20 protein-coding genes are annotated in these 21,199 nt (G+C 71.8%); 11 read left to right on the plus strand and 9 right to left on the minus strand.

Annotated elements, in window-relative coordinates:
• The first annotated feature begins 80 nt into the window (after window positions 1-80).
• On the plus strand, window positions 81-1,541 hold the full coding sequence (locus tag OG552_RS24180; protein WP_329136260.1) for a catalase: 1,461 nt from the start codon (window positions 81-83) through the stop codon (window positions 1,539-1,541).
• Between the two features lie 88 nt (window positions 1,542-1,629).
• Here OG552_RS24180 and OG552_RS24185 read toward each other — a convergent pair whose 3' ends face one another.
• Entirely contained in the window at window positions 1,630-2,025 is a 396-nt protein-coding gene (locus OG552_RS24185) for a CBS domain-containing protein (RefSeq protein WP_329141068.1), read from the minus strand.
• Between the two features lie 162 nt (window positions 2,026-2,187).
• On the minus strand, window positions 2,188-2,985 hold the full coding sequence (gene hisN / locus OG552_RS24190) for a histidinol-phosphatase (protein WP_329136263.1): 798 nt from the start codon (window positions 2,983-2,985) through the stop codon (window positions 2,188-2,190).
• Between the two features lie 138 nt (window positions 2,986-3,123).
• Here hisN and OG552_RS24195 point away from each other — a divergent pair, with 138 nt between their 5' ends.
• The gene (locus tag OG552_RS24195) at window positions 3,124-3,678 is read left to right on the plus strand and encodes a TetR/AcrR family transcriptional regulator (protein WP_329136265.1); all 555 of its coding nucleotides are present in this window, start codon (window positions 3,124-3,126) and stop codon (window positions 3,676-3,678) included.
• A 46-nt stretch (window positions 3,679-3,724) separates the two neighbouring features.
• On the opposite strand, the gene OG552_RS24200 is transcribed toward OG552_RS24195, so the two are convergent.
• From OG552_RS24200 to OG552_RS24215, 4 genes are all read right to left on the minus strand, one after another.
• The gene (locus OG552_RS24200; protein WP_329136267.1) at window positions 3,725-4,048 is read right to left on the minus strand and encodes a DMT family transporter; all 324 of its coding nucleotides are present in this window, start codon (window positions 4,046-4,048) and stop codon (window positions 3,725-3,727) included.
• 155 nt (window positions 4,049-4,203) lie between these two features.
• Window positions 4,204-5,205, minus strand: a complete 1,002-nt coding sequence (gene rsgA / locus OG552_RS24205) for a ribosome small subunit-dependent GTPase A (protein ID WP_329136269.1) — start codon at window positions 5,203-5,205, stop codon at window positions 4,204-4,206.
• 9 nt (window positions 5,206-5,214) lie between these two features.
• A complete protein-coding gene (gene aroA / locus OG552_RS24210) occupies window positions 5,215-6,549 on the minus strand; it encodes a 3-phosphoshikimate 1-carboxyvinyltransferase (protein ID WP_329136271.1) in 1,335 nt (444 codons plus the stop codon).
• Between the two features lie 128 nt (window positions 6,550-6,677).
• Window positions 6,678-7,391, minus strand: a complete 714-nt coding sequence (locus OG552_RS24215; RefSeq protein WP_329136273.1) for a M50 family metallopeptidase — start codon at window positions 7,389-7,391, stop codon at window positions 6,678-6,680.
• Between the two features lie 123 nt (window positions 7,392-7,514).
• On the opposite strand from OG552_RS24215, the gene OG552_RS24220 reads away from it, so the two are divergent.
• The 6 genes from OG552_RS24220 (at window position 7,515) to def (ending at window position 12,663) form a co-directional block, all read left to right on the plus strand.
• Window positions 7,515-8,330, plus strand: coding sequence for an SOS response-associated peptidase (locus tag OG552_RS24220; protein ID WP_329136274.1), 816 nt, complete (start codon window positions 7,515-7,517; stop codon window positions 8,328-8,330).
• Window positions 8,330-9,043 (plus strand): alpha/beta hydrolase family protein, encoded by a 714-nt coding sequence (locus OG552_RS24225; protein ID WP_329136276.1) that lies wholly within the window; start codon window positions 8,330-8,332, stop codon window positions 9,041-9,043. Before OG552_RS24220 ends, OG552_RS24225 begins: the two co-directional genes overlap by 1 nt.
• Window positions 9,044-9,388: 345 nt before the next feature.
• Window positions 9,389-10,054 carry a sigma-70 family RNA polymerase sigma factor gene (locus OG552_RS24230; protein WP_443071191.1) on the plus strand — a complete coding sequence of 222 codons (666 nt, stop codon included), beginning with the start codon at window positions 9,389-9,391 and terminating at the stop codon, window positions 10,052-10,054.
• Complete coding sequence (gene rsrA, locus OG552_RS24235) at window positions 10,051-10,380, plus strand: mycothiol system anti-sigma-R factor (protein WP_329136280.1); 330 nt, start codon at window positions 10,051-10,053, stop codon at window positions 10,378-10,380. The genes OG552_RS24230 and rsrA overlap by 4 nt, the downstream gene beginning before the upstream one ends.
• 271 nt (window positions 10,381-10,651) lie before the next feature.
• Window positions 10,652-11,656 carry a tetratricopeptide repeat protein gene (locus OG552_RS24240; protein ID WP_329136282.1) on the plus strand — a complete coding sequence of 335 codons (1,005 nt, stop codon included), beginning with the start codon at window positions 10,652-10,654 and terminating at the stop codon, window positions 11,654-11,656.
• A 386-nt stretch (window positions 11,657-12,042) separates the two neighbouring features.
• Window positions 12,043-12,663, plus strand: coding sequence for a peptide deformylase (gene def, locus OG552_RS24245; protein WP_329136284.1), 621 nt, complete (start codon window positions 12,043-12,045; stop codon window positions 12,661-12,663).
• A 65-nt stretch (window positions 12,664-12,728) separates the two neighbouring features.
• Here the strand turns inward: def and OG552_RS24250 are convergent, their stop codons facing one another.
• Together OG552_RS24250 and OG552_RS24255 are read right to left on the minus strand one after the other, a co-directional pair.
• The gene (locus OG552_RS24250) at window positions 12,729-13,685 is read right to left on the minus strand and encodes a ribonucleotide-diphosphate reductase subunit beta (protein WP_443071192.1); all 957 of its coding nucleotides are present in this window, start codon (window positions 13,683-13,685) and stop codon (window positions 12,729-12,731) included.
• A gap of 125 nt (window positions 13,686-13,810) precedes the next feature.
• Window positions 13,811-16,201, minus strand: a complete 2,391-nt coding sequence (locus tag OG552_RS24255) for a ribonucleoside-diphosphate reductase subunit alpha (RefSeq protein ID WP_443071019.1) — start codon at window positions 16,199-16,201, stop codon at window positions 13,811-13,813.
• A gap of 637 nt (window positions 16,202-16,838) precedes the next feature.
• Between OG552_RS24255 and fabF the strand changes: the two genes are divergently transcribed.
• A complete protein-coding gene (gene fabF, locus OG552_RS24260; RefSeq protein WP_329141072.1) occupies window positions 16,839-18,068 on the plus strand; it encodes a beta-ketoacyl-ACP synthase II in 1,230 nt (409 codons plus the stop codon).
• A 54-nt stretch (window positions 18,069-18,122) separates the two neighbouring features.
• Window positions 18,123-19,868 (plus strand): class I adenylate-forming enzyme family protein, encoded by a 1,746-nt coding sequence (locus OG552_RS24265; RefSeq protein WP_329136288.1) that lies wholly within the window; start codon window positions 18,123-18,125, stop codon window positions 19,866-19,868.
• A gap of 97 nt (window positions 19,869-19,965) precedes the next feature.
• On the opposite strand, the gene OG552_RS24270 is transcribed toward OG552_RS24265, so the two are convergent.
• Complete coding sequence (locus tag OG552_RS24270) at window positions 19,966-20,124, minus strand: hypothetical protein (RefSeq protein WP_329136290.1); 159 nt, start codon at window positions 20,122-20,124, stop codon at window positions 19,966-19,968.
• Between the two features lie 89 nt (window positions 20,125-20,213).
• On the opposite strand from OG552_RS24270, the gene OG552_RS24275 reads away from it, so the two are divergent.
• Window positions 20,214-21,197: a GlxA family transcriptional regulator gene (locus tag OG552_RS24275; RefSeq protein ID WP_329136292.1), complete on the plus strand. Its 984-nt coding sequence runs from the start codon at window positions 20,214-20,216 to the stop codon at window positions 21,195-21,197.
• The last annotated feature ends 2 nt before the right edge of the window (window positions 21,198-21,199 follow it).

The raw sequence follows: 21,199 nt of genomic DNA on the forward strand, positions 1-21,199 counted from the left end.
TCTTCTTGACTTGGACAGTGTCTATCGTAGGATCGAGTCTGGCGACAGCCGAGGGACAGGTCGAATCCAGGGAGACATACGTGACTGTTCAGGAGACGGGTCCGCTGACCACGGAGTCCGGTGCACCCGTTGCGGACAACCAGAACAGCGAGACGGCCGGCCTCGGCGGTCCCGTTCTGGTCCAGAGCCAGCACCTGCTGGAGAAGCTCGCGCACTTCAACCGGGAGCGCATCCCGGAGCGCGTCGTGCACGCCCGCGGCGCCGGTGCGTACGGCACCTTCACCCTCACCCGCGACGTCTCGCAGTGGACCCGGGCGAAGTTCCTCTCCGAGGTCGGCAAGCAGACCGAGACCTTCCTGCGGTTCTCCACCGTCGCGGGCAACCTCGGCTCGGCGGACGCGGTGCGCGACCCGCGCGGCTTCGCGCTGAAGTTCTACACCGAGGACGGCAACTACGACCTCGTCGGGAACAACACCCCGGTGTTCTTCATCAAGGACGCCCTCAAGTTCCCGGACTTCATCCACACCCAGAAGCGCGACCCGTACACCGGCTCGCAGGAGGCGGAGAACATCTGGGACTTCTGGGGTCTGAGCCCGGAGTCGACGCACCAGGTGACCTGGCTCTTCGGTGACCGCGGCATCCCGGCCAGCTACCGCCACATGAACGGCTACGGCTCCCACACGTACCAGTGGAGCAACGAGGCCGGCGAGGTCTTCTGGGTCAAGTACCACTTCAAGACCGACCAGGGGATCAAGACCCTCACCCAGGACGAGGCCGTCAAGCTCGCCGGCGAGGACACCGACAGCCACCAGCGCGACCTGCGCGAGGCCATCGAGCGCGGGGAGTTCCCGAGCTGGACGGTGCAGATCCAGGTGATGCCGGCGGCCGACGCGGCGACGTACCGCTTCAACCCGTTCGACCTGACCAAGGTGTGGCCGCACGCGGACTACCCGCCGATCGAGATCGGCAAGCTGGAGCTCAACCGCAACCCGGAGAACGTCTTCGCCGAGGTCGAGCAGTCGATCTTCAGCCCGGCGCACTTCGTGCCCGGCATCGGCCCGTCCCCGGACAAGATGCTCCAGGGCCGGCTCTTCGCCTACGGCGACGCGCACCGCTACCGGGTCGGCGTCAACGCCGACCACCTGCCGGTGAACCGGCCGCACGCCGCCGAGGCGCGCACCCACAGCCGGGACGGCTTCCTGTACGACGGGCGGCACGCCGGCGCCAAGAACTACGAGCCGAACAGCTTCGGCGGCCCGTTCGAGACCGGCCGTCCGCTGTGGGAGGCGGCCCAGGTGAGCGGTGCCACGCAATACAGCGCGGCGCCCTCGCACGCCGAGGACAACGACTTCGTGCAGGCCGGCAACCTCTACCGGCTGATGTCCGAGGACGAGAAGACCCGCCTGATCGACAACCTCGCGGGCATGATCGCCAAGGTGTCGCGTGACGACATCATCGAGCGCGCGATCAACAACTTCCGCCAGGCGGACGCTGACTACGGCAAGCGGCTCGACACCGCGGTCCAGGCCCTCCGCGGCTGATCCGACCGCTTGACCGTGAGGCCGATGGGGCCGGACGCCACTGGGCTCCGGCCCCATCGCCATGCGCGCGGGCGGGTCCGGCCGGCTCTCAGGCCGGGACCGCCGCCTTGGTGGGCGACCAGCAGCGGACGATGTCGCGGACGGAGACGACGCCCATGGGTTCGAGGCCGCTCTCCAGCACGATGAGGTGGCGGAAGTTGCCGCGCAGCATGGCCGCCGCGGCGTCGTCGAGGGTCCACTGCGGAGCGGCGAAGACGACGTCGGTCGTGGTGTGGGCGTGGACGGGTTCCTGGTCGGGATCGAGACCCGCGCCGATCGCGTTGAGGATGTCGCGCTCGGTCAGTATCCCGAGACCGAAGGTCTCGGGGTCGAAGACGATCGCCGCGCCGACCCGGCGGGCGGACATCAGCTGGGCGGCCTGGCGGAGGGTATGGGCGGGGCCGATGGTGAGAACCACCGTGCTCATCGCGTCGCGGACCAGCATGGGAACAGGCACCTCCTGGCGGGGGAAGCCGTTGTGTGAACTCATTCACAAGTTCACAAGCGGGGGTATTCTCATGTTCACATGCTCCGCGGGACCCGGCAAGGGGGCGTGCGGAGGTACTGGTTCCGCGAGGAATTGGCGAACGCGCCCCGCGGCGGCGGGTCACTCCCCGCCCAGATACCCCAACAGCTCTTCGTGCAGCAGCCCGTTGGACGCCGCCGCGTTGCCGCCGAACGGACCCCGCACCCCGTCGAGCGAGGTGAAAGTGCCGCCGGCCTCCCGGACGATCACGTCGTTGGCGGCCATGTCCCACAGGCTCAGCTCGGGCTCGGCGCAGATGTCCACGGAGCCCTCGGCGACCATCATGTACGGCCAGAAGTCCCCGTAGCCGCGGGTCCGCCAGCAGTCACGGGTCAGGTCGAGGAAGTTCTCCATGCGGCCCAGCTCCTCCCAGCCGCCCAGCGAGGAGTAGGCGAAGGAGGCGTCCTCGATCCGGCCGACGCTGGAGACGTGCAGCCGGGTCGCCGAGGTCAGGCTGCGCCCGGTGAAGGCGCCGGAGCCCTTCGCCGCCCACCAGCGGCGGCTCAGCGCGGGGGCGGAGACCAGGCCGACCACCACCTCGTCGCCGTCCTCGCCGCGGTCCGCGAGCGCGATCAGGGTGGCCCAGACCGGCACCCCGCGGACGTAGTTCTTGGTGCCGTCGATCGGGTCGACGATCCAGCGGCGCGGGCCGCCGCCGTCGGCGCCGTACTCCTCGCCCAGCACCGCGTCGCGTGGACGTGCCCTGGCCAGGTGGTTGCGGATCAGCTCCTCGGCCGCCTTGTCCGCTTCGCTGACCGGCGTCAGGTCCGGCTTGGTCTCGACCTTCAGGTCAAGTGCCTTGAAGCGGGCCATGGTCGCGGCGTCGGCGGCGTCGGCAAGGACGTGGGCAAGGCGCAGATCGTCGTTGTAATCGGGCATATGGCGAACCCTAGCGATCCGGCGGGTACCCCGCTCCGGTGTGCCCCGCGCGAAGCCTTGACAGCACCGGACGCCGCGTCAATTCTTTCGGGACGGCCGCCCGTCCGCGGGGCAGATTGCGGTGGTTTGGAGGCAATGATGCCTACTGCCAGGGAGACACTACTGGACGCGGCCTTCACCGTGCTCGGGGAACGGCCGTGGACAGCGGTCCGCATGGTCGACGTGGCGGCCGCGGCCGGGGTCTCCCGGCAGACCCTCTACAACGAGTTCCGCAGCAAGGAAGGGCTGGCGCGGGCGCTGATCCGGCGCGAGACCGATACGTATCTGGCAGGTGTCGAGCGGGCGTTGACGCTGGCCGGGCGCGACGGCGGCGACCCGGGGGAGTGCTTCGCCGCCGCCGCGGGCTGGACCCTGCGCACCGCCCGCCGCAGCCCGCTGGTCCGGGCGGCCCTCACCGGTCACCGGGACTTGCGCCCGCCGCTGCCCGACCTGGTGTCCGCCCTCCACACCCGCACCGTCGCCGCCCTCGCCCAGGCATTCCCCCGGCTGCGCCGCGAGGACATCGCCTGGGCCTGCGAGGCCGCCATCCGCCTCACCGTCTCCTACGTGATCGCCCCGGCGCCGTCCGACGAGGCGGCATGCCTGCGGGTCGGCCAGTTGGTGCGGAGCTTGCTGGTGTGGCCGGCGAGATGACGCCCGGCCGGCGGGCCAGGCCGGCGGACCCGGTCGGCGGGCCGGGTCAGTGCGAGGAGCCGGAGATCTGCAGGCCGATGACGCCGACGATCACGAAGGAGATGGAGACCAGCTTCAGCGCCGAGACCATGTCGCCCAGGAAGGCCATGCCGTAGATCGCCGTGCCCGCCGCGCCGATGCCGGTCCAGACCGCGTACGCCGGGCCGACGTCGAGCTTCTTCAGGGAGAGCGTGAGGAGCCCGAAGGAGCCGAGGGCGAAGAGGCAGAAGGCAATGGTCGGCCAGAGCCGGCTGAAGCCGTGCGAGAGCTTGAGGCACACCGCGAACCCCGTCTCGAAGATGCCCGCGACCACCACCAGTAGCCAGGCCATCGGGGGTGCCTCCGTTCCCGCTCGTTCTGTCGCCCGTGCACAGTGCACGTATTCCCGCACAGGGCGCTGCTGATCATCACACAGCATGCCCGCAAACGATGAGGATACGGGAGGGAGCAGTCACTCCCGTACCCCGAGGCTCCGCTGTCTGCCCGTCAGTCGCCCTCGCGGCGTTCCCTGGTGGCCAGCAGCCGCCGCAGCGAGTCCAGCCGGGCCGGTTCGGCATGCCCCGCGGCCACCCAGGCGTCGAGCGCGCACTCGGGTTCGTCGTGGGTGCAGCCGCGCGGGCACTCCTCGGTGCCCGGCACGAGATCGGGGAACGCCTGGATGACCCGGGAGGGGTCGATGTGGTGCAGCCCGAAGGACCGTACGCCCGGGGTGTCGATCACCCAGCCGGAGTCCCCCGGCAGGGGAAGCGCCAGCGCCGAGGTGGTGGTGTGCCGGCCGCGCCCGGTCACCGCGTTGACGTGGCCGGTGCTGCGCTGCCGGTCCACCAGCGCGTTGACCAGCGTGGTCTTGCCGACGCCGCTGTGCCCGACGAAGGCGGTGACATGCCCCTTGAGCCGCTCGCGGATCTGGTCGACCCCGCCGGTCAGGAAGTCGTCCCGGTTGGTGACCACGTACGACAGGTCCAGTGCGCCGTAGGTCTCCAGCAGTTCGTCCGGAGAGGCCAGGTCGGACTTGGTGAGCACCAGGAGCGGTTCGAGCCCGGCGTCGAAGGCGGCGACCAGTGCCCGGTCGATCATCCGGGGCCGGGGCTCGGGCTGGGCCAGCGCGGTGACGATGGCCAGCTGGTCGGCGTTGGCGACGATCACCCGCTCGTACGGATCGGTGTCGTCGGCGGTACGGCGCAGCACCGAGGTGCGCTCCTCGACCCGCACCACCCGGGCCAGGGTGTCCTTGGCGCCGGACAGGTCGCCGACCACCGCCACCCGGTCGCCGACCACCGCGGACTTGCGGCCCAGCTCGCGGGCCTTCATCGCGACCACCTGGCGGTCGTCGACCAGCACCGTCAGCCGGCCGCGGTCCACGGTGAGCACCATGCCCTCGGTGGCGTCCTCGTGCTTGGGGCGGATGCTGGTCCGGGGCCGGTTGCCCTTCGCGTTGGGGCGGACACGTACGTCGTCCTCGTCGGGGTTCTTGCCGTAGCGGCGCATCGCTTGCCGTCAGCCCCGCGTTCCGGTCGCGGGCCCGTCGAGCATGGCCCTCCACAGCTCGGGGAAGTCCGGCAGCGTCTTCGCCGTCGTCGCCACGTTCTCCACCTCGACGCCCGGGACCACCAGGCCGAGCACGGCGCCGGCGGTGGCGAGGCGGTGGTCCTCGTAGGTGTGGAAGACCCCGCCGTGCAGCGGCGCCGGCTGGACCCGCAGGCCGTCCTCGGTCTCGGTGACGTCGCCGCCGAGCCCGTTGATCTCCTTGGCCAGCGCGGCCAGCCGGTCCGTCTCGTGCAGCCGCAGATGCGCGATCCCGGTGAGATGCGACTCCCCGTCGGCCACCGCCGCGGCCGCGGCGATCACCGGCGTCAGCTCGCCGACCTCGTGCAGATCGGCGGTGATGCCGTGCACTCTGCCGGAGCCCTTGAGCGTCAGGCCGTGGTCGGTCAGCTCGCAGCTGCCGCCCATCCGGGTGAAAAGTCCGCGCAGCGCGTCGCCGGGCTGGGTGGTGCGCCGCGGCCAGCCAGGGATGGTGACCCGGCCGCCGGTGACCAGGGCGGCGGCGAGGAAGGGCGCCGCGTTGGACAGGTCGGGCTCCACGGTCAGATCGCGGCCGAGCAGCGCGCTCGGCGCGACCCGCCACATGTCGCGGGGGCCGCCGTCCTGCGGGGTGTCGACCTTGGCGCCGGCCTTCCGCAGCATGTCCACGGTCATCAGGATGTGCGGCAGCGAGGGCAGGCTGCGGCCGGTGTGGCGCAGCTCCAGGCCCTTGTTGAAGCGCGGCCCGGAGAGCAGCAGCGCGCTGATGAACTGCGAGGAGGAGGACGCGTCCACCTCCACCGCGCCGCCGGCCAGTGAACCGGCGCCGTGCACGGTGAGCGGCAGCGACCCGCGGCCCTCGTCGTCGATCCTCGCGCCCAGCTCGCGCAGCGCGTCGATCACGCCGTGCAGCGGGCGCTCGTACGCCCGGGCGTCGCCCTCGAAGCGGACCGGTCCGTCGGCGAGCGCCGCCACCGGCGGCAGGAAGCGCATCACGGTGCCGGCGTTGCCGACGTCGATGGTGGCCGGGCCGTGCAGCCCGGCCGGGATGATCCGCCAGGCCTCGCCGCCGGACGGATTCACCGTCTCGTCGATCTGTACGCCCATGGCACGCAGGGCGTTCGCCATCAGCGCGGTGTCACGGCTGCGCAGCGGCCGGCGCACCCATCCGGGCTCACTGGAATGGGCGGCCAGCACCAGGGCGCGATTGGTCACCGACTTGGACCCGGGCACCGTGACATTCGCGTCCACGGCACCGGGCGCGGTCGGGGCCGGCCAGAGGTCGGTCTGCACGGTGCGGTCGGTCATGAGGCCCAAGCGTAGTGGCTGCGGTACAGGGAGATAAGTCGGCGAATCGGCCGAAACCTGCTGGAAACAGGATGTGCGACGCACCCTGCCACTCCTGACCCGCGAGCAGGGAAGCGCAGGCCAGAGCCTTACTGGAGCAGCAGCCAGCGCGCGCCGCCGATCAGGGAGAAGAAAGCGACGGCGTAAAACAGCAGCATCCACAGCGCCGCCGGGGTGTGGGTGAGCCGGGCCAGCTGGTCGGCGTCCGAGGAGCCGCTGCGGTCCCGCCGCCTGGTGCGCTGCAGCTCGGCGACCGGCCGGACCCCGCCGGCCAGCAGGAACCACACCACCAGATACGCGAACGCCGCCTGCACCTGCGCCTTGGTCAGCCACGAGACCAGCAGGAACAGCGCCGCGGTGATCACCACGGTCAGCGCGCCGTACGCGTTGCGGATCATCACCAGCATGACCAGCAGCAGGAGGGTCGCGCCCCAGAGCAGCGCGGTGATGTGTCCTGCCGCCAGCAGCGCGGCCCCGGCCAGGCCCAGCAGCGGCGGGGCGGTGTAGCCGGCCGCGGCGGTCAGCACCATGCCGGGGCCGTGCGGCTTGCCGCGCGAGACGGTCAGGCCCGAGGTGTCCGAATGCAGACGTATACCGTCCAGCCGGCGGCCGGAGAGCAGCGCGACCAGTCCGTGGCCGCCCTCGTGCGCGATGGTCACCGCGTTGCGGACGATGTGCCACACGCTCCGGGTCAGCACCGCGGCGAGGGCGAACAGCGCGGTGGCCCCGATCAGCCAGCGCGAGGGGTCGGGCTGGGTGCCGGTCAGCCGGTGCCACATCTCGGTGATGCTCGCGACGTTCATACGGGGATCGTTCCTCTGCTTCCTGTGCGGGATGGCCCGGACGGTCCGGGGCGGGTGGAGCGGGGGGTGGGTGAGGCCCAGGGACTTGCCGTCCGGGGCCGTGGTCGTGGCAGTGTTGCAGTCATGTGCGGTCGATATGCGGCGAGCAGGAAACCCGAAGATCTTGTGGGCCTCTTCGAGGTGAAGAAGTGGGAGCCCACCGAGACCATCGCGCCCGACTGGAACGTCGCTCCGACGAAAGACGTCTACGCCGTACTGGACCGTCCGGTGCGGGACTCCGGTTCCCCGGAACCGGTACGGCAGCTGCGGGTGCTGCGCTGGGGACTCGTCCCCTCCTGGGCGAAGACCCCCGACGGCGGGGCGCGGCTGATCAACGCGCGGGCCGAGACCGCGCACGAGAAGCCCTCCTTCCGCCGGGCGCTGACCGCCCGGCGCTGCCTGATACCCGCCGACGGCTACTACGAGTGGCTGACCGGCTCCCAGGAGCGGCAGCTGGAGGAGCAGGGGAAGAAGAAGCGGTCGCGCAAGCAGCCGTACTTCGTCACCCCGGCCGACGGCTCGGTCTTCGCGATGGCCGGGCTGTACGAGTTCTGGCGTGACGCGACACTGCCGGACGACCACCCGCGGGCCTGGTGGACCACCTGCACCGTGGTCACCACCGCCGCCGAGACCACCGACCTGGCCGGGTACGACGGCCACGGGCCGCGGTCGCTGGCCGATATCCACCCGCGGATGCCGCTGATGCTCCCCCCGGACCGGTGGGCGGCCTGGCTCGATCCGGCCACCACCGACCCGGACACCCTCCACGACCTCCTCGCGCCGCCGCCCGGCGGGCTGCTGCGGGCCTACCCGGTCGGCACCGCGGTCAGCAGCGTGCAGAACAACGGCCCAGAGCTGCTGACGGAGCTGGCGGCACCCGAGGAGGAGACACTGTTCTGATGCACGCATCGGAACAGCCCGACCAGCCCGAACGGCCCGACCAGCCGGAACGCCCGGGACACCCGGCCGCGGTGAGCGTCCCCACCCCGGCAGGGCCGGCCCGTATCACCTGGTACGCGGCGGCCTCCGCGGCCGGCCGGGCCCGCAGCGTGCTGGCGCTCGGGCACGGCGCGGGCGGCGGCATCGAGGCCCGCGACCTGGTGGCGCTGGCCGCCGCGCTGCCCGCGCACGGGGTGACGGTGGCGCTGGTGGAACAGCCCTGGCGGGTCGCGGGCAAGAAGCTGGCCCCCGCGCCCAAGACCCTCGACGCCTGCTGGAGCGCACTGTGGCCCGCCCTCACCGAGCCCGGGCTGCCGGTGGTGGCCGGGGGGCGCAGCGCCGGCGCGCGGGTGGCCTGCCGGACCGCCGGTCCGCTGGGCGCCGCGGCCGTTCTCGCGCTGGCCTTCCCGCTGCACCCGCCGGGCAGGCCGGAGAAGAGCCGCGCCGACGAGCTGGCCCGCTTCACCGGTCCGCTCCTGGTCGTCCAGGGCGGCAACGACACCATGGGGAAGCCCGCGCGGTTCCCGGCCGGGCGCGCGCCGTACGAGATCCCGCACGCCGACCACGGTTTCGCCGTGCCCAAGCGGGCCCCGGTCACCCAGGAGGCCGCACTCACCGCGCTGACCACCGCGGTCACCGCGTGGCTGGCCGGGCTGGGGTACGCCGCCGGCTGAGGCGCGGCGCCCGCCGGCGCGCCCCGCCGTGGGCTGCGGACCCCGGCCGCAAAGCCCCCGAACGGCGGACGGTGGCCGGGAATGAGCACCGCACCCCTTGCGTTGTGGATGTCGACAGGACGTAGTGCACAGGGTGTGAGGAGAGGCAGCCGCATGGTTTCAGCCGCATGCCGGCCGAGCGCGCAGGGCAACGCGCAGGCGGACGTTGCCGCGCCGTACTTGAACTGGGCCGAGTGGTCCGGCAAGAAGGACGACGGCAAGGGCGCATCGGGCATGCCCATCCCCGGTGCAATATCCTCCCAGACGAGCGTGTCCACTTTGGGACGCGCTGGAGTTTCTGAGGAGGTGGGTCCGGTCACCGGCACCGACGACAGCACGGCGGAAACCGCGGGTGCGTCCGGTCAGTCGGCGCAGGAGAGCGAGTCCGCGCGCAGCGAGCGCTTCGAGCGGGACGCCCTGGGCTTCCTCGACCAGATGTACTCGGCCGCGCTGCGGATGACCCGCAATCCGGCCGACGCCGAGGACCTGGTGCAGGAGACGTACGCGAAGGCGTACGCGTCCTTCCACCAGTTCCGCGAGGGCACGAACCTGAAGGCCTGGCTCTACCGCATCCTGACGAACAGCTTCATCAACTCCTACCGCAAGAAGCAGCGCGAACCGCTGCGCAGCGGTTCGGAGGACATCGAGGACTGGCAGCTGGCCCGGGCCGAGTCGCACATGTCGACCGGTCTGCGCTCGGCGGAGTCGCAGGCGCTCGACCACCTGCCCGACTCCGATGTGAAGTCGGCACTCCAGGCGATCCCCGAGGAGTTCCGCATCGCGGTGTACCTCGCGGACGTCGAGGGCTTTGCCTACAAGGAGATCGCGGACATCATGGGAACACCCATCGGCACGGTGATGTCCAGGCTGCACCGCGGGCGTCGCCAGTTGCGCGAGCTGCTGGAGGACTACGCCCGGGACCGCGGGCTCGTCCCCGCGGGCGCGGGAGATCAGAAGGGCGCGGATTCATGAGTTGCGGCAACGCACATGAGACGGACTGCTCCGAGGTGCTCGACCACCTCTACGAGTACCTCGACGACGAGATGTCCGAGGACTCCTGCGCCAAGTTCAAGGAGCACTTCGAGGAGTGCCACCCCTGCCTGGAGAAGTACGGGCTGGAGGCGGCCGTGAAGAAGCTGGTCAAGCGGTGCTGCGGCTCGGACGACGTGCCGACCGACCTGCGGTCGAAGGTGATGATGCGGATCGAGCTGATCCGGTCCGGTGAGGTGATCCCCGAGGCCGACACCTTCGCCGCGGACAGCACCCGTACCGGGGCCGAGGCACCCTCGGCCGGCTGACCACCGCACCCAGACGCCCACCCCCATCTCACCCTTCCGGGTGAGCGGCGGCGCCCTCCCTCCTGCCCGGGCGGGCGCCCGCACAGCCCCCCACCTGCGCATGGTTGGATGCCCGTGGGGTTGGCAAGGAGGTCCGGTGGGGACAACGGCCAAAGTGTGCAAGGTTGGTGTCGTACGGGCTGGTACGAAGGGCCGTGCGGGGGGCGAGAGCGTGGTGCGGGAAGGCGACGTCCTGGCAGTGATCGGCTGAGCGGGCAGGCGGGATACGACGTTGAAGATCTTCGGAAGAGTGCGGCACCGGCCGTCGCCCACCTGGCGGCAGGCCACCGACCGGGCGTTCACGCTGATCGACGACGGCCGCTACGAGGACGCGGGCGCGCTGCTGACCCGGGCCGCGGACCTGGAACCGTGGCTCTCGGAGTCCTGGTACAACCTGGCGCTGCTGCACAAGTTCCGGCACGACTGGACGCAGGCCCGGATCGCGGGTCTGCGTGCCGTCGCACTGCTCGACCGCCCGGTCGGCGCGCCCGACTGGTGGAATCTGGGCATCGCCGCGACCGCCCTGCAGGACTGGCCGCTGGCCCGCCGCTCCTGGCAGGCGTACGGGCTGCGGATGCCCGCGGGGACCGCCGAGCGCACCGGCGAGGAGTCGGTCGGCCTGCCGCTGGGCAGCGCCACGGTACGGCTCTCGCCGGAGGGTGAGGCCGAGGTGGTGTGGGGCCGCAGGCTCGACCCGGCCCGTATCGAGGTGCTCTCCATCCCGCTGCCGTCGTCCGGCCGCCGCTGGGGCGAGGTCGTCCTGCACGACGGCGTCCCGCACGGCGAGCGGGCCACCGAGGGCGGGACCAGCGGCTCGGTCTACCCGGTCTTCGACGAGATCGAGCTGTGGGCACCGTCGCCGGTGCCGACCTGGCTGGTGCTGCTGGAGGCCGCCACGGAGGCGGACCGCAACGCGCTGGAGCGGCTGGCCGCGGAGGCGGGATACGCGGCGGAGGACTGGTCGTCCTCGGTACGGCTCCTGTGCCGCACCTGTTCGGAGAGCCGCATGCCCACGGACGACGGCTCGGCCACCACCCGCGACCCCCACGATCACGGTGAGCCCGGCCACCCGGGGCACCTCAGCCATGTGAGTCCCGGCAGCGAGGACGTGCCGTGGACGGCGGAGCGCGAGTGCGGGATCGCTGCGCCGGCGACCCTGGTGGAGGGCCTCCTGGACAGCTGGGTCGCCGACAGCCCCAACACCCGCGACTGGCGCGACCTCGAAGAAGTCTGCTGAAAGTTTTTCCGGGCGGAGGACGGGGCGGGGGGCCCTATGGGGGTGCGGGTCGGAAGTGAGGGTGCCGTGGTCCACGGTGCCGTTGTCCGTGTGGGTGCCGCCCTTTCCCCTTTTTTTGCCGCCTTCTCGCCTCCGGGGGCGTCATGCGGAGGAAGCCGAGCACCCCAGGGGCGCGAGGAACTGCGCGAGCAACCGGCCACCGGCGGACGTCTGGGCACCGGGGTGGGTGCCCCGAGGGGGCGCGAGGAACTGCGCGACAAGCCACGACGTAGCGGCACCGAGCCACCGGCCGGACGGGGGCACCGTGGATTCCGGTTCAGCCCCCCGCAGGGGACCCGTACGCTTGGAGACGGTCGTTCACGTTCCCGGAAGGCGTACAGGCGGAGATGTCGCAGCAAACCGAGCAAGGCCAGGAGTTCCTCGACGACGTCACGGACGCCGAGGCGCGCGAGCAGGCGCACCGCGAGCGCGGGACGGCCCGGCCGATCACCGTCGTGGGCAATCCCGTGCTGCACCGCGAGTGCAAGGACGTGACCGTCTTCGACGACGAGCTGGCCGCGCTGATCGACGACATGTTCGCCTCGCAGCGGGCGGCCGAGGGCGTCGGCCTGGCCGCCAACCAGATCGGGGTCGACCTCAAGGTCTTCGTCTACGACTGCCCCGACGACGAGAACCAGCGGCACGTCGGCGCGATCTGCAACCCCGTACTGGAAGAACTCCCCGCCGATCAGCGGCACTTGGACGATTCCGCCGAGGGCTGCCTGTCGGTGCCCGGCGCCTATATGGAACTCGCCCGCCCCGACTACGCGGTGGTACGCGGCCAGGACCCCGCCGGCAACCCGGTCCGGGTGCACGGCCGCGGCTACTTCGCGCGCTGCCTGCAGCACGAGACCGAGCACCTGTACGGGCAGCTCTACATCGACCGGCTCTCCAAGCGCGAACGCAAGGACGTCATGCGGCAGATGGCCGAGGCCACCCCGAAGTTCGCGACCGTCCCGAACGACTGACACGCGCGGCGCGGCAGCCGTCCGGGACGGACGTCACGTCAGAGCGGGCGGCGGCTCAGCGGCACTCAGAAGTCCTCGTCCAGGGCCACCGTGCCCTCGACGGCGACCTGGTAGGCCGACGGCCGCCGCTCGAAGAAGTTCGTCAGCTCCTGGACACCCTGCAACTCCATGAAGGAGAAGGGGTTCTGGGAGCCGTACACCGGCGCGAAGCCCAGCCGGACCAGCCGCTGGTCGGCCACGCACTCCAGATACTCGCGCATCGACTCGGTGTTCATCCCCGGCAGCCCGTCGCCGCACAGGTCCCGGCCGAACTGCAGCTCCGCCTCGACGGCTTCGCGCAGCATGTCGGTGACCTGCTGCTCCAACTCCGCGTCGAAGAGGCCGGGTTCCTCTTTGCGTACGGTGTCGACCACCTCGAAGGCGAAGCTCATGTGCATCGTCTCGTCGCGGAAGACCCAGTTGGTGCCGGTCGCCAGGCCGTGCAGCAGTCCGCGGGAGCGGAACCAGTAGACGTACGCGAAGGCCCCGTAGAAGAACAGGCCCTCGATGCAGGCCGCGAAGCAGATCAGGTTGAGCAGGAAACGGCGGCGGTCGGCGCGGGACGCGAGCCGGTCGATGGTCTCGACGGAGTCCATCCAGCGGAAGCAGAACTGTGCCTTCTCCCGGATGGACGGGATGTTCTCCACCGCGGCGAAGGCCGCCGTGCGGTCCTCCGGGTCGGGCAGATAGGTGTCCAGCAGGGTCAGATAGAACTGGACGTGCACGGCCTCCTCGAAGAGCTGCCGGGACAGGTACAGCCGCGCCTCGGGGGAGTTGATGTGCTTGTAGAGGGTGAGCACCAGGTTGTTGGCCACGATCGAGTCGCCGGTGGCGAAGAAGGCGACCAGCCGGCCGATCAAGTGCTGCTCGGCGGCGGTGAGTCCGGCAAGGTCGGTGACGTCGGAGTGGAGGTCGACCTCCTCCACCGACCAGGTGTTCTTGATCGCGTCGCGGTAGCGGTCGTAGAAGTCCGGGTAGCGCATCGGACGCAGCGTCAGCTCGAAGCCCGGGTCGAGCAGGTTCTTCGTGACGGGCCCGGCGGGCCCAGCGGGCTCGGCGCCGGCGGCGGACGCGGCGGACGCGGTGGGAGAGACGGGGGTGGTGGTCATTACTGGCATGCCTCGCAGGACTCGGGGTTCTCCAGGGAGCAGGCGACCGCCTCGGGGTCGGCCGGCGCCGGGATGACGGCAGTGGGCTGGGCCTGGGCGGCGCGGGCGATCCGGGTGGCCGGCCGGGACCGCAGGTAGTACGTGGTCTTCAGGCCCTGCTTCCAGGCGTAGGCGTACATCGAGCTGAGCTTGCCGATGGTCGGCGTCTCCAGGAACAGGTTCAGCGACTGGCTCTGGTCCAGGAACGGGGTGCGGGCCGCCGCCATGTCGATCAGGCCGCGCTGCGGGATCTCCCAGGCGGTGCGGTACAGCCCGCGTACCTCCGCCGGGATCCAGCTGAAGCCCTGGACCGAGCCGTTGGCGTCGCGCAGCGCCTCCCGGGACTGGGCGTCCCAGACGCCGAGCCGCTTGAGGTCGGCCACCAGGTAGGAGTTGACCTGGAGGAACTCGCCGGAGAGCGTCTCGCGCTTGAAGAGGTTGGAGACCTGCGGCTCGATGCACTCGTACGCGCCCGCGATGGAGGCGATGGTCGCGGTCGGGGCGATGGCCAGCAGCAGGGCGTTGCGCATCCCGGTGGCCGCGACGCGTTCGCGCAGCGCGGCCCAGCGCTCGGGCCAGTGGAAGTCCACGCCGAAGTGGTCCGGGTGCAGGATTCCCCGCGCGGTCCTGGTCTTCTCCCAGGCGGGCAGCGCGCCGGCCCGCTCGGCGAGGTCGCAGGAGGCTTCGTAGGCGGCGAGCATGACCCGCTCGGCGATCTTCGTGGACAGCGCCTTCGCCTCGGGCGAGTCGAAGGGCAGCCGCAGCTTGAAGAAGACGTCCTGCAGGCCCATTACGCCCAGGCCCACCGGGCGCCACTTGGCGTTGGAGCGGCCGGCCTGCTCGGTCGGGTAGAAGTTGATGTCCACCACCCGGTCGAGGAAGGTGATGGCGGTGCGGACGGTCTCGTCCAGCCGGGTCCAGTCGAGGTCGGCGGCCGGGGCGCCCGGGGTGACGAAGGCGCCGAGGTTGACCGAGCCGAGGTTGCAGACCGCGGTCTCGCCGTCGTCGGTGACTTCGAGGATCTCGGTGCAGAGGTTGGAGGAGTGGACGGTGTGGCCGGGCAGCGCGGTCTGGTTGGCGGTGCGGTTGGCGGCGTCCTTGAAGGTCATCCAGCCCTGGCCGGTCTGCGCGAGGGTACGCATCATCCGGCCGTACAACTCCCGTGCGGGCAGGGTGCGCTGGGCCAGGCCGGCGGCTTCGGCCGCGCGGTAGGCGGCGTCGAAGCTATCGCCCCACAGGTCGACCAGTCCGGGCGTGTCGGCCGGGGAGAAGAGCGACCAGTCGGCGTCCGCCTCGACCCGGCGCATGAACTCGTCCGGCACCCAGTGCGCCAGGTTGAGGTTGTGGGTGCGGCGGGCGTCCTCGCCGGTGTTGTCCCGCAGTTCCAGGAACTCCTCGATGTCCGCGTGCCAGGTCTCCAGGTAGACGGCGGCGGCGCCTTTGCGCCGGCCGCCCTGGTTGACCGCGGCGACGGAGGCGTCGAGCGTCTTGAGGAACGGCACGATGCCGTTGGAGTGCCCGTTGGTGCCGCGGATCAGCGAACCGCGGGCGCGGATCCGGGAGAACGGCAGGCCGATGCCGCCGGCGTGCTTGGAGAGGCGGGCCACCTGGTGGTACCGGTCGTAGATCGAGTCCAGCTCGTCCAGCGGGGAGTCCAGCAGGTAGCAGGAGGACATCTGCGGGTGCCGGGTGCCGGAGTTGAAGAGGGTGGGGGAGCTGGGCAGGTAGTCCAGGGCGCTCATCAGCCGGTAGAGGGCGGCGACTTCGGTGAGCGCCTGCGGGGTGTCCCCCTCGGCGAGGCCGGCCGCCACCCGCAGCATGAAGAACTGCGGGGTCTCGATGACCTGCCGGGTGATGGGGTGCCGCAGCAGGTAGCGGCTGTAGAGGGTGCGCAGCCCGAAGTAGCCGAAGCGGTCGTCGGCGCCGTCGGCGAGGGCCTGGTCGGCCAGGCCGTTCAGCTCGGTGGCGTACCGGGTGGCGAAGGCGGCGGCGCGCTCGGCGATCAGGCCCTCGCGGTGGCCGACCCCGATCGAGGCGGTGAACGAGCCGGCGCCCTGGCCGGCCGCCTCGTCGGCGATGGTGCGGGTGAGCAGGCGGGCGGCGAGCCGCGAGTACGCCGGGTCCTCGGAGATCAGGCCGGCCGCGGCCTCGGTGGCCAGCGTGCGGAGTCCGGCGCTGTCGGAGCCCGCGTTGCGCCCGCGCAGTGCGGCGGCGGCCACCCGGCCGGGGTCGGTGTCGGGGAGGTCCGCGGTCAGCGCGATGAGATGGCGCAGGAGTTCGTCTCCGGCGGCGTCGTGCGGTGCTGGGACCGCTGCGGCGGTGGGCGCGGGGGCTGACGGCGCGATGGTCACGGTGGTGGGTGCTCTCTCCCTGGTACGCGGCGGCCGCGCGGGGGAGGAGAAGCGGGCAGGGCCGGGCCGTCGTACGGGCATGCCGGACCGCGTCCGCAGGCCCAATCCGCGAGGCCCGGACACAGATGCGCTCGCGCGCGGCGGGGCGCGGGCGGGCGCGTTGCCGGCAGGCGATCGGGCTGTGCGGGCGCGTCAGGACGCGGCCGCTCACCGTTGCGGGGCAGCGCCGGATTCGCACCGGCTTCCCCTGCGGGCAGCGGAGTTGAGCATACATCTAGTGCCGACCGAAGTTGGTAGCCCTACATGTTGTGTCGCGCGTCCTTCATTGCCGGACGGGCCTGAGTGCTGGGCGGCGGTCGTTCCGGTCGGCCGTGGCCGATGGGCGGTCGCTCGGCGGTCACCGGGGGGCGCCCCCGGCGGCCGTCATATGCATGTACACGCACTGATATAACGGATGTATGACCGCGCACCACGGCAGCTCGTCAGTGACGGAACCCGCCCCGCCGGACACCGGCGTGACGTGCGGGACCGGACGGGAGGCCGTGTCGGTGCCGGGCAGGCAGGGCGGGACGGGGCGCGACGCCTGACCGATCAAGCCTGGAGGGAAAGGATCACCATGCCGGAGAGCGGACATGTGGTGGTGACGGGTTTCGGCGCGATCACCCCGGTCGGCAACGACCGGGAGAGCACCTGGCGGGCCCTGCTCGACGGCCGGTCCGGGATCGGCCCGATCACCCGCTTCGACGCCGCCGGGCTGCCCACCCGGATCGCCGGTGAGGTCCGCGGCTTCGACCCGGCCGCGCACTTCGACCGCAAGAGGCTGCGGCGGATGGCCCGCTTCACCCAGCTCGCCGTCGCCGCCGCGCGGGAGGCCGCCGCCGACGCCGCCCTCGTGGTGGGCGAGGACGCCGGCGGGGTGGACGCCGAGCGGGTCGGGGTGGTCGTCAACACCGCCGTGGTGGGGATGGGCGAGATCGAGGCCGCGGTGGACACCATGCACGCCGACCCGCGCAAGGTGAGCCCGTACTTCGTGCCCTCGGTCATTCCGAACATGCCGGCCTGCGAGGTGGCCATCGACCTCGGGGTGCACGGCCCGGTCACCGCGAGCGCGCTGGCCTGCGCGAGCGGCATCCACGCGCTGCTGGAGGCGCGCCGGCTGATCCTGTCCGGCGAGGCGGACGTGGTGATCGCCGGGGGCACCGACTCGGCCATCACCCGGGTGATGTTCACCGGGCTGAGCACCATGGGCGCGCTGTCGCAGCGCAACGACGAACCGGAGCTGGCCAGCCGCCCCTTCGACGCCGACCGGGACGGCTTCGTCTTCGGCGAGGGCGCCGTCGTCTGCGTCCTGGAGTCGGCCGAGCACGCCAAGGCCCGCGGCGCCCGCCCGTACGCCGAGGTCGCCGGCGGCGCGCTGACCAGTGACGCCTTCCATGTCAGTGCCCCCGATCCGAGCGGTACGTACGCGGTGGCCGCCATGCGCAAGGCGCTGCGGGCCGCGGACACACCGGCCACCGAGGTGGACTACGTGTGCGCGCACGGCACTTCGACCCGGATCAACGACCTCATCGAGACCCGCGCCGTCCGGGAGACCTACGGCCCGCACGCCGACCGGCTGCTCGTCAGCTCGCCCAAGTCGATGACCGGCCACCTGATCGGGGCGGCCGGGGCGCTGTCGGCGATGGTCTGCGCGCTCGCCATCCGGGACGGCGTCGTACCGCCCACCGTCAACCTGGACACGCCGGGCGACGAGTGCGACCTCGACTACGTACCCCACCGGGCCCGTAAGGCGAACGTGCGGACCGCCGCCGTGAACGCCTTCGGTTTCGGCGGCCAGAACTGTGTGGCGATCCTGCGCCGGGTGTGACCACCGCCCGCGGACCCGCACAGGTGTGACCAGGTGTGAAAGGACCTCCGCTCCATGACCGCTCCGCACGAGAATTTTTCCCCCGCCCCTTCCGACGGGTCCAACGGGTCCGACGCGTCCGGCGTCCCCACCGGACCCGCGGGGACGTCCTACGACCCGGCCGCGTTCCGGGACGTCTTCGAGAAGCAGTTCACCTACTGGGCGGGCGTCCGCCGCAACACCCACCGGTACGCCCGGCGGACGGCGATGAGCGACCCGGTGAGCGGCCGCAGCTGGACGTACGCGGAGCTGGGCGCCGATGTCGAGAAGCTGGCGGCCGGGCTGGCCGCGGCCGGCGTACGGCCCGGCGACGTGGTGGTGTACCAGCTCTTCAACGGCCCCGAGTTCGCGCTGCTCTACCTGGCGACCCAGCGGCTCGGCGCCGTCGGCTCGCCGGCCAACTTCCGGCTGGCACCGGGCGAGACGGCCCACACGCTGGACACCGGCCGGCCCACCGCGTACGTCTACGACACCGCCCTGGCGGAGAGCGCCGGGCAGGCGCTGCGGATCGCCGCGCACCGGCCCGCGGTGCTGGTGCACGTCGACGCCCCCGAGGGCGCCCGCCCGCTGCCCGGCTCCCTGCCGTTCGCCGCACTGCTGAGCCGGGGGGCGGGCAGCGGCACCGGGGAACTGCCGCAGCCGGCCGCCGGGCTGTACGGCGAGACCACCCGCCTGTACACCTCGGGCACCACCGGCCTGCCCAAGGGCGTACCGCTCAACAACGCCACCGAGGTGCTCTCCGCGCACGACGTGATCATGCACTTCCCGCTGACGCCCGAGGACCGCACGCTGAACATGACGCCGTGGTTCCACCGCGGCGGCCTGTACTCCGGCGGTCCCAACCCGGTCTTCTACGTGGGCGCCGAAGCGGTGCCGCTGCGGCACTTCGACCCGGACACCGTGCTCGACCTGGTGCAGGAGCGCGGCCTGACCTTCCTGATCGGCGCGCCGACCAATCTGGAGCGGCTGGCCGACGCCCAGCAGGCGCGCCCGCGCGACCTGTCGACGCTGCGCGGCATCGTGACCATGGGCGCGCCCTTGGAGCGGCACGCCTGTCTGCGCTACCAGGAGGTGCTCACCCCGCGGATCTTCAACGGGTACGGCACCACGGAGGCGTTCTGGAACACCTTCCTGCGCCCGAGCGACCTGCCGGGCCACGCGGGCAGCGCCGGGCGGGCCTGTACCGACGACGACGTGGCGGTGGTCAGGATCCACGACGGCCGCCGGGCCGCCCCGGACGACTTCGCGGCCAAGGACGGCGCGGAGGTCGGCGAGGTGATCGTCCGCTCGCTGAAGGCCGGTTACGCCTACACCGCCCGGCCCGAGGAGCAGGCCGAGAACTACCGCGACGGCTGGCTGTACATCGGGGACCTGGCGACCTGGGACGAGGACGAGTACGTCACCATCGTCGGCCGCCGTGACGACATGATCATCTCGGGCGGCGAGAACATTCACCCGGTGCAGGTCGAGGAGGTGCTCAACGAGCACCCGGGGATCGCCGACGCGGCGGTGGTCGGAGCACCGGACCCCCGCTGGGGGCAGCTGGTCACCGCGTATGTGGTGCGCCGGGACCCGGAACTGACCGCGGCGGACTGCGAGAAGCACTGCCGTGCCCACCCGATGCTCGCGCCGTACAAGCGCCCGCGGGCGTACCGCTTCGTGGACGCGCTGCCGACCACGTCCACCGGCAAGAAGCTCCACTACGTGCTGCGCGAACAGGCCGCGCGGGACCTCACCGACGGGACGCTGCAGCGGGTCTGAGGCCGGGTCACGGGCCCCCGGGTCACGGGCCCGGCCTGGGTCCCGGGTCACGGGCCCCGGCCTGGGCCCCCGGTTGGGCCCGGGGGCCCGGGCCCGGTCAGCGGTCCGCGCCATGCCGTTCCGCGGCGGATCTCGCTGCCTGGGCCTCGCGGATCTGGCGGTCGATCTTCGCGTCGTGGCGCAGACCGAGCGCCGGGACGAAGGTGAGGACGAGCAGGAGCAGGGCGAGTGTGGCGATGTCCAGGAGGATTGTCATGCCTCAAGCGTGCGGTTGCCGCTTACCGGAGAACAGTGGCAGGACTGTCGTACTACCGCAATATCCTGCCAAGTGGCATCCTCGGAAGCATGCTGAAGAACGTCGCCGCGGTGCTGCTGGAAGGCGTCCACCCGTTCGAGCTCGGCGTGGTCTGCGAAGTGTTCGGACTCGACCGGAGCGACGAGGGCCTGCCGGTCTACGACTTCGCGGTGGTCTCCGCCGAGGGCCCGGTGCTGGAGACGCACGCCGGGTTCAGCGTCAGCGCGCGGTACGACCTGGACCGGCTGGACGAGGCCGACCTCGTCGCGGTGCCGGCCGGCGACTCCTACGCCGGCCGGGAGTTCCCGCCGGACGTGCTCAAGGCGCTCAACCGGGCGGTGGAGCGCGGCTCCTGGGTGCTCAGCGTCTGCTCCGGGGTCTTCATGCTGGGCGCGGCAGGACTGCTGGACGGGCGGCGCTGCGCGGCGCACTGGCGGCACACCGAACTGCTCTCCCGGCGCTACCCGCTGGCCCGGGTGGAGCCGGACGTGCTCTACGTGGAGGACACCGGGGTGATCACCTCGGCCGGTACGGCCTCCGGGATCGACGCCTGCCTGCACCTGGTGCGCCGCGAGCAGGGCACCGCGGTCGCCAACGGCATCGCCCGGCGGATGGTGGTGCCGCCGCACCGTGAGGGCGGCCAGGCGCAGTACGTGGACCGGCCGCTGCCGAGGGCCACCAGCGACACGGTGACCGGGGTGCTCTCCTGGATGGAGCGGCACCTGGACCGCGAGCTGACGGTGGAGGAGCTGGCCGCCCGCGCGCACATGTCACCGCGCACCTTCGCCCGCCGCTTCCAGCAGGAGACCGGCACCACGCCGTACCGCTGGCTGCTGGGCCAGCGGGTGCTGCTGGCACGGGAGTTGCTGGAGGGCACCGACCACACGGTGGACACCATCGCGGTACGGGCCGGCTTCGGCAACGCGGCCACCATGCGGCACCACTTCGCCGGCTGGACCGGCACCACCCCGCAGGCGTACCGCCGTACCTTCCGGGCGCCGGACGGCGGGGGCGGGGCCGGCGGCGGACGCTGAAT

Source organism: Streptomyces sp. NBC_01476, from assembly GCF_036227265.1.
In the GTDB taxonomy this organism is placed as follows: Bacteria; Actinomycetota; Actinomycetes; order Streptomycetales; family Streptomycetaceae; genus Actinacidiphila.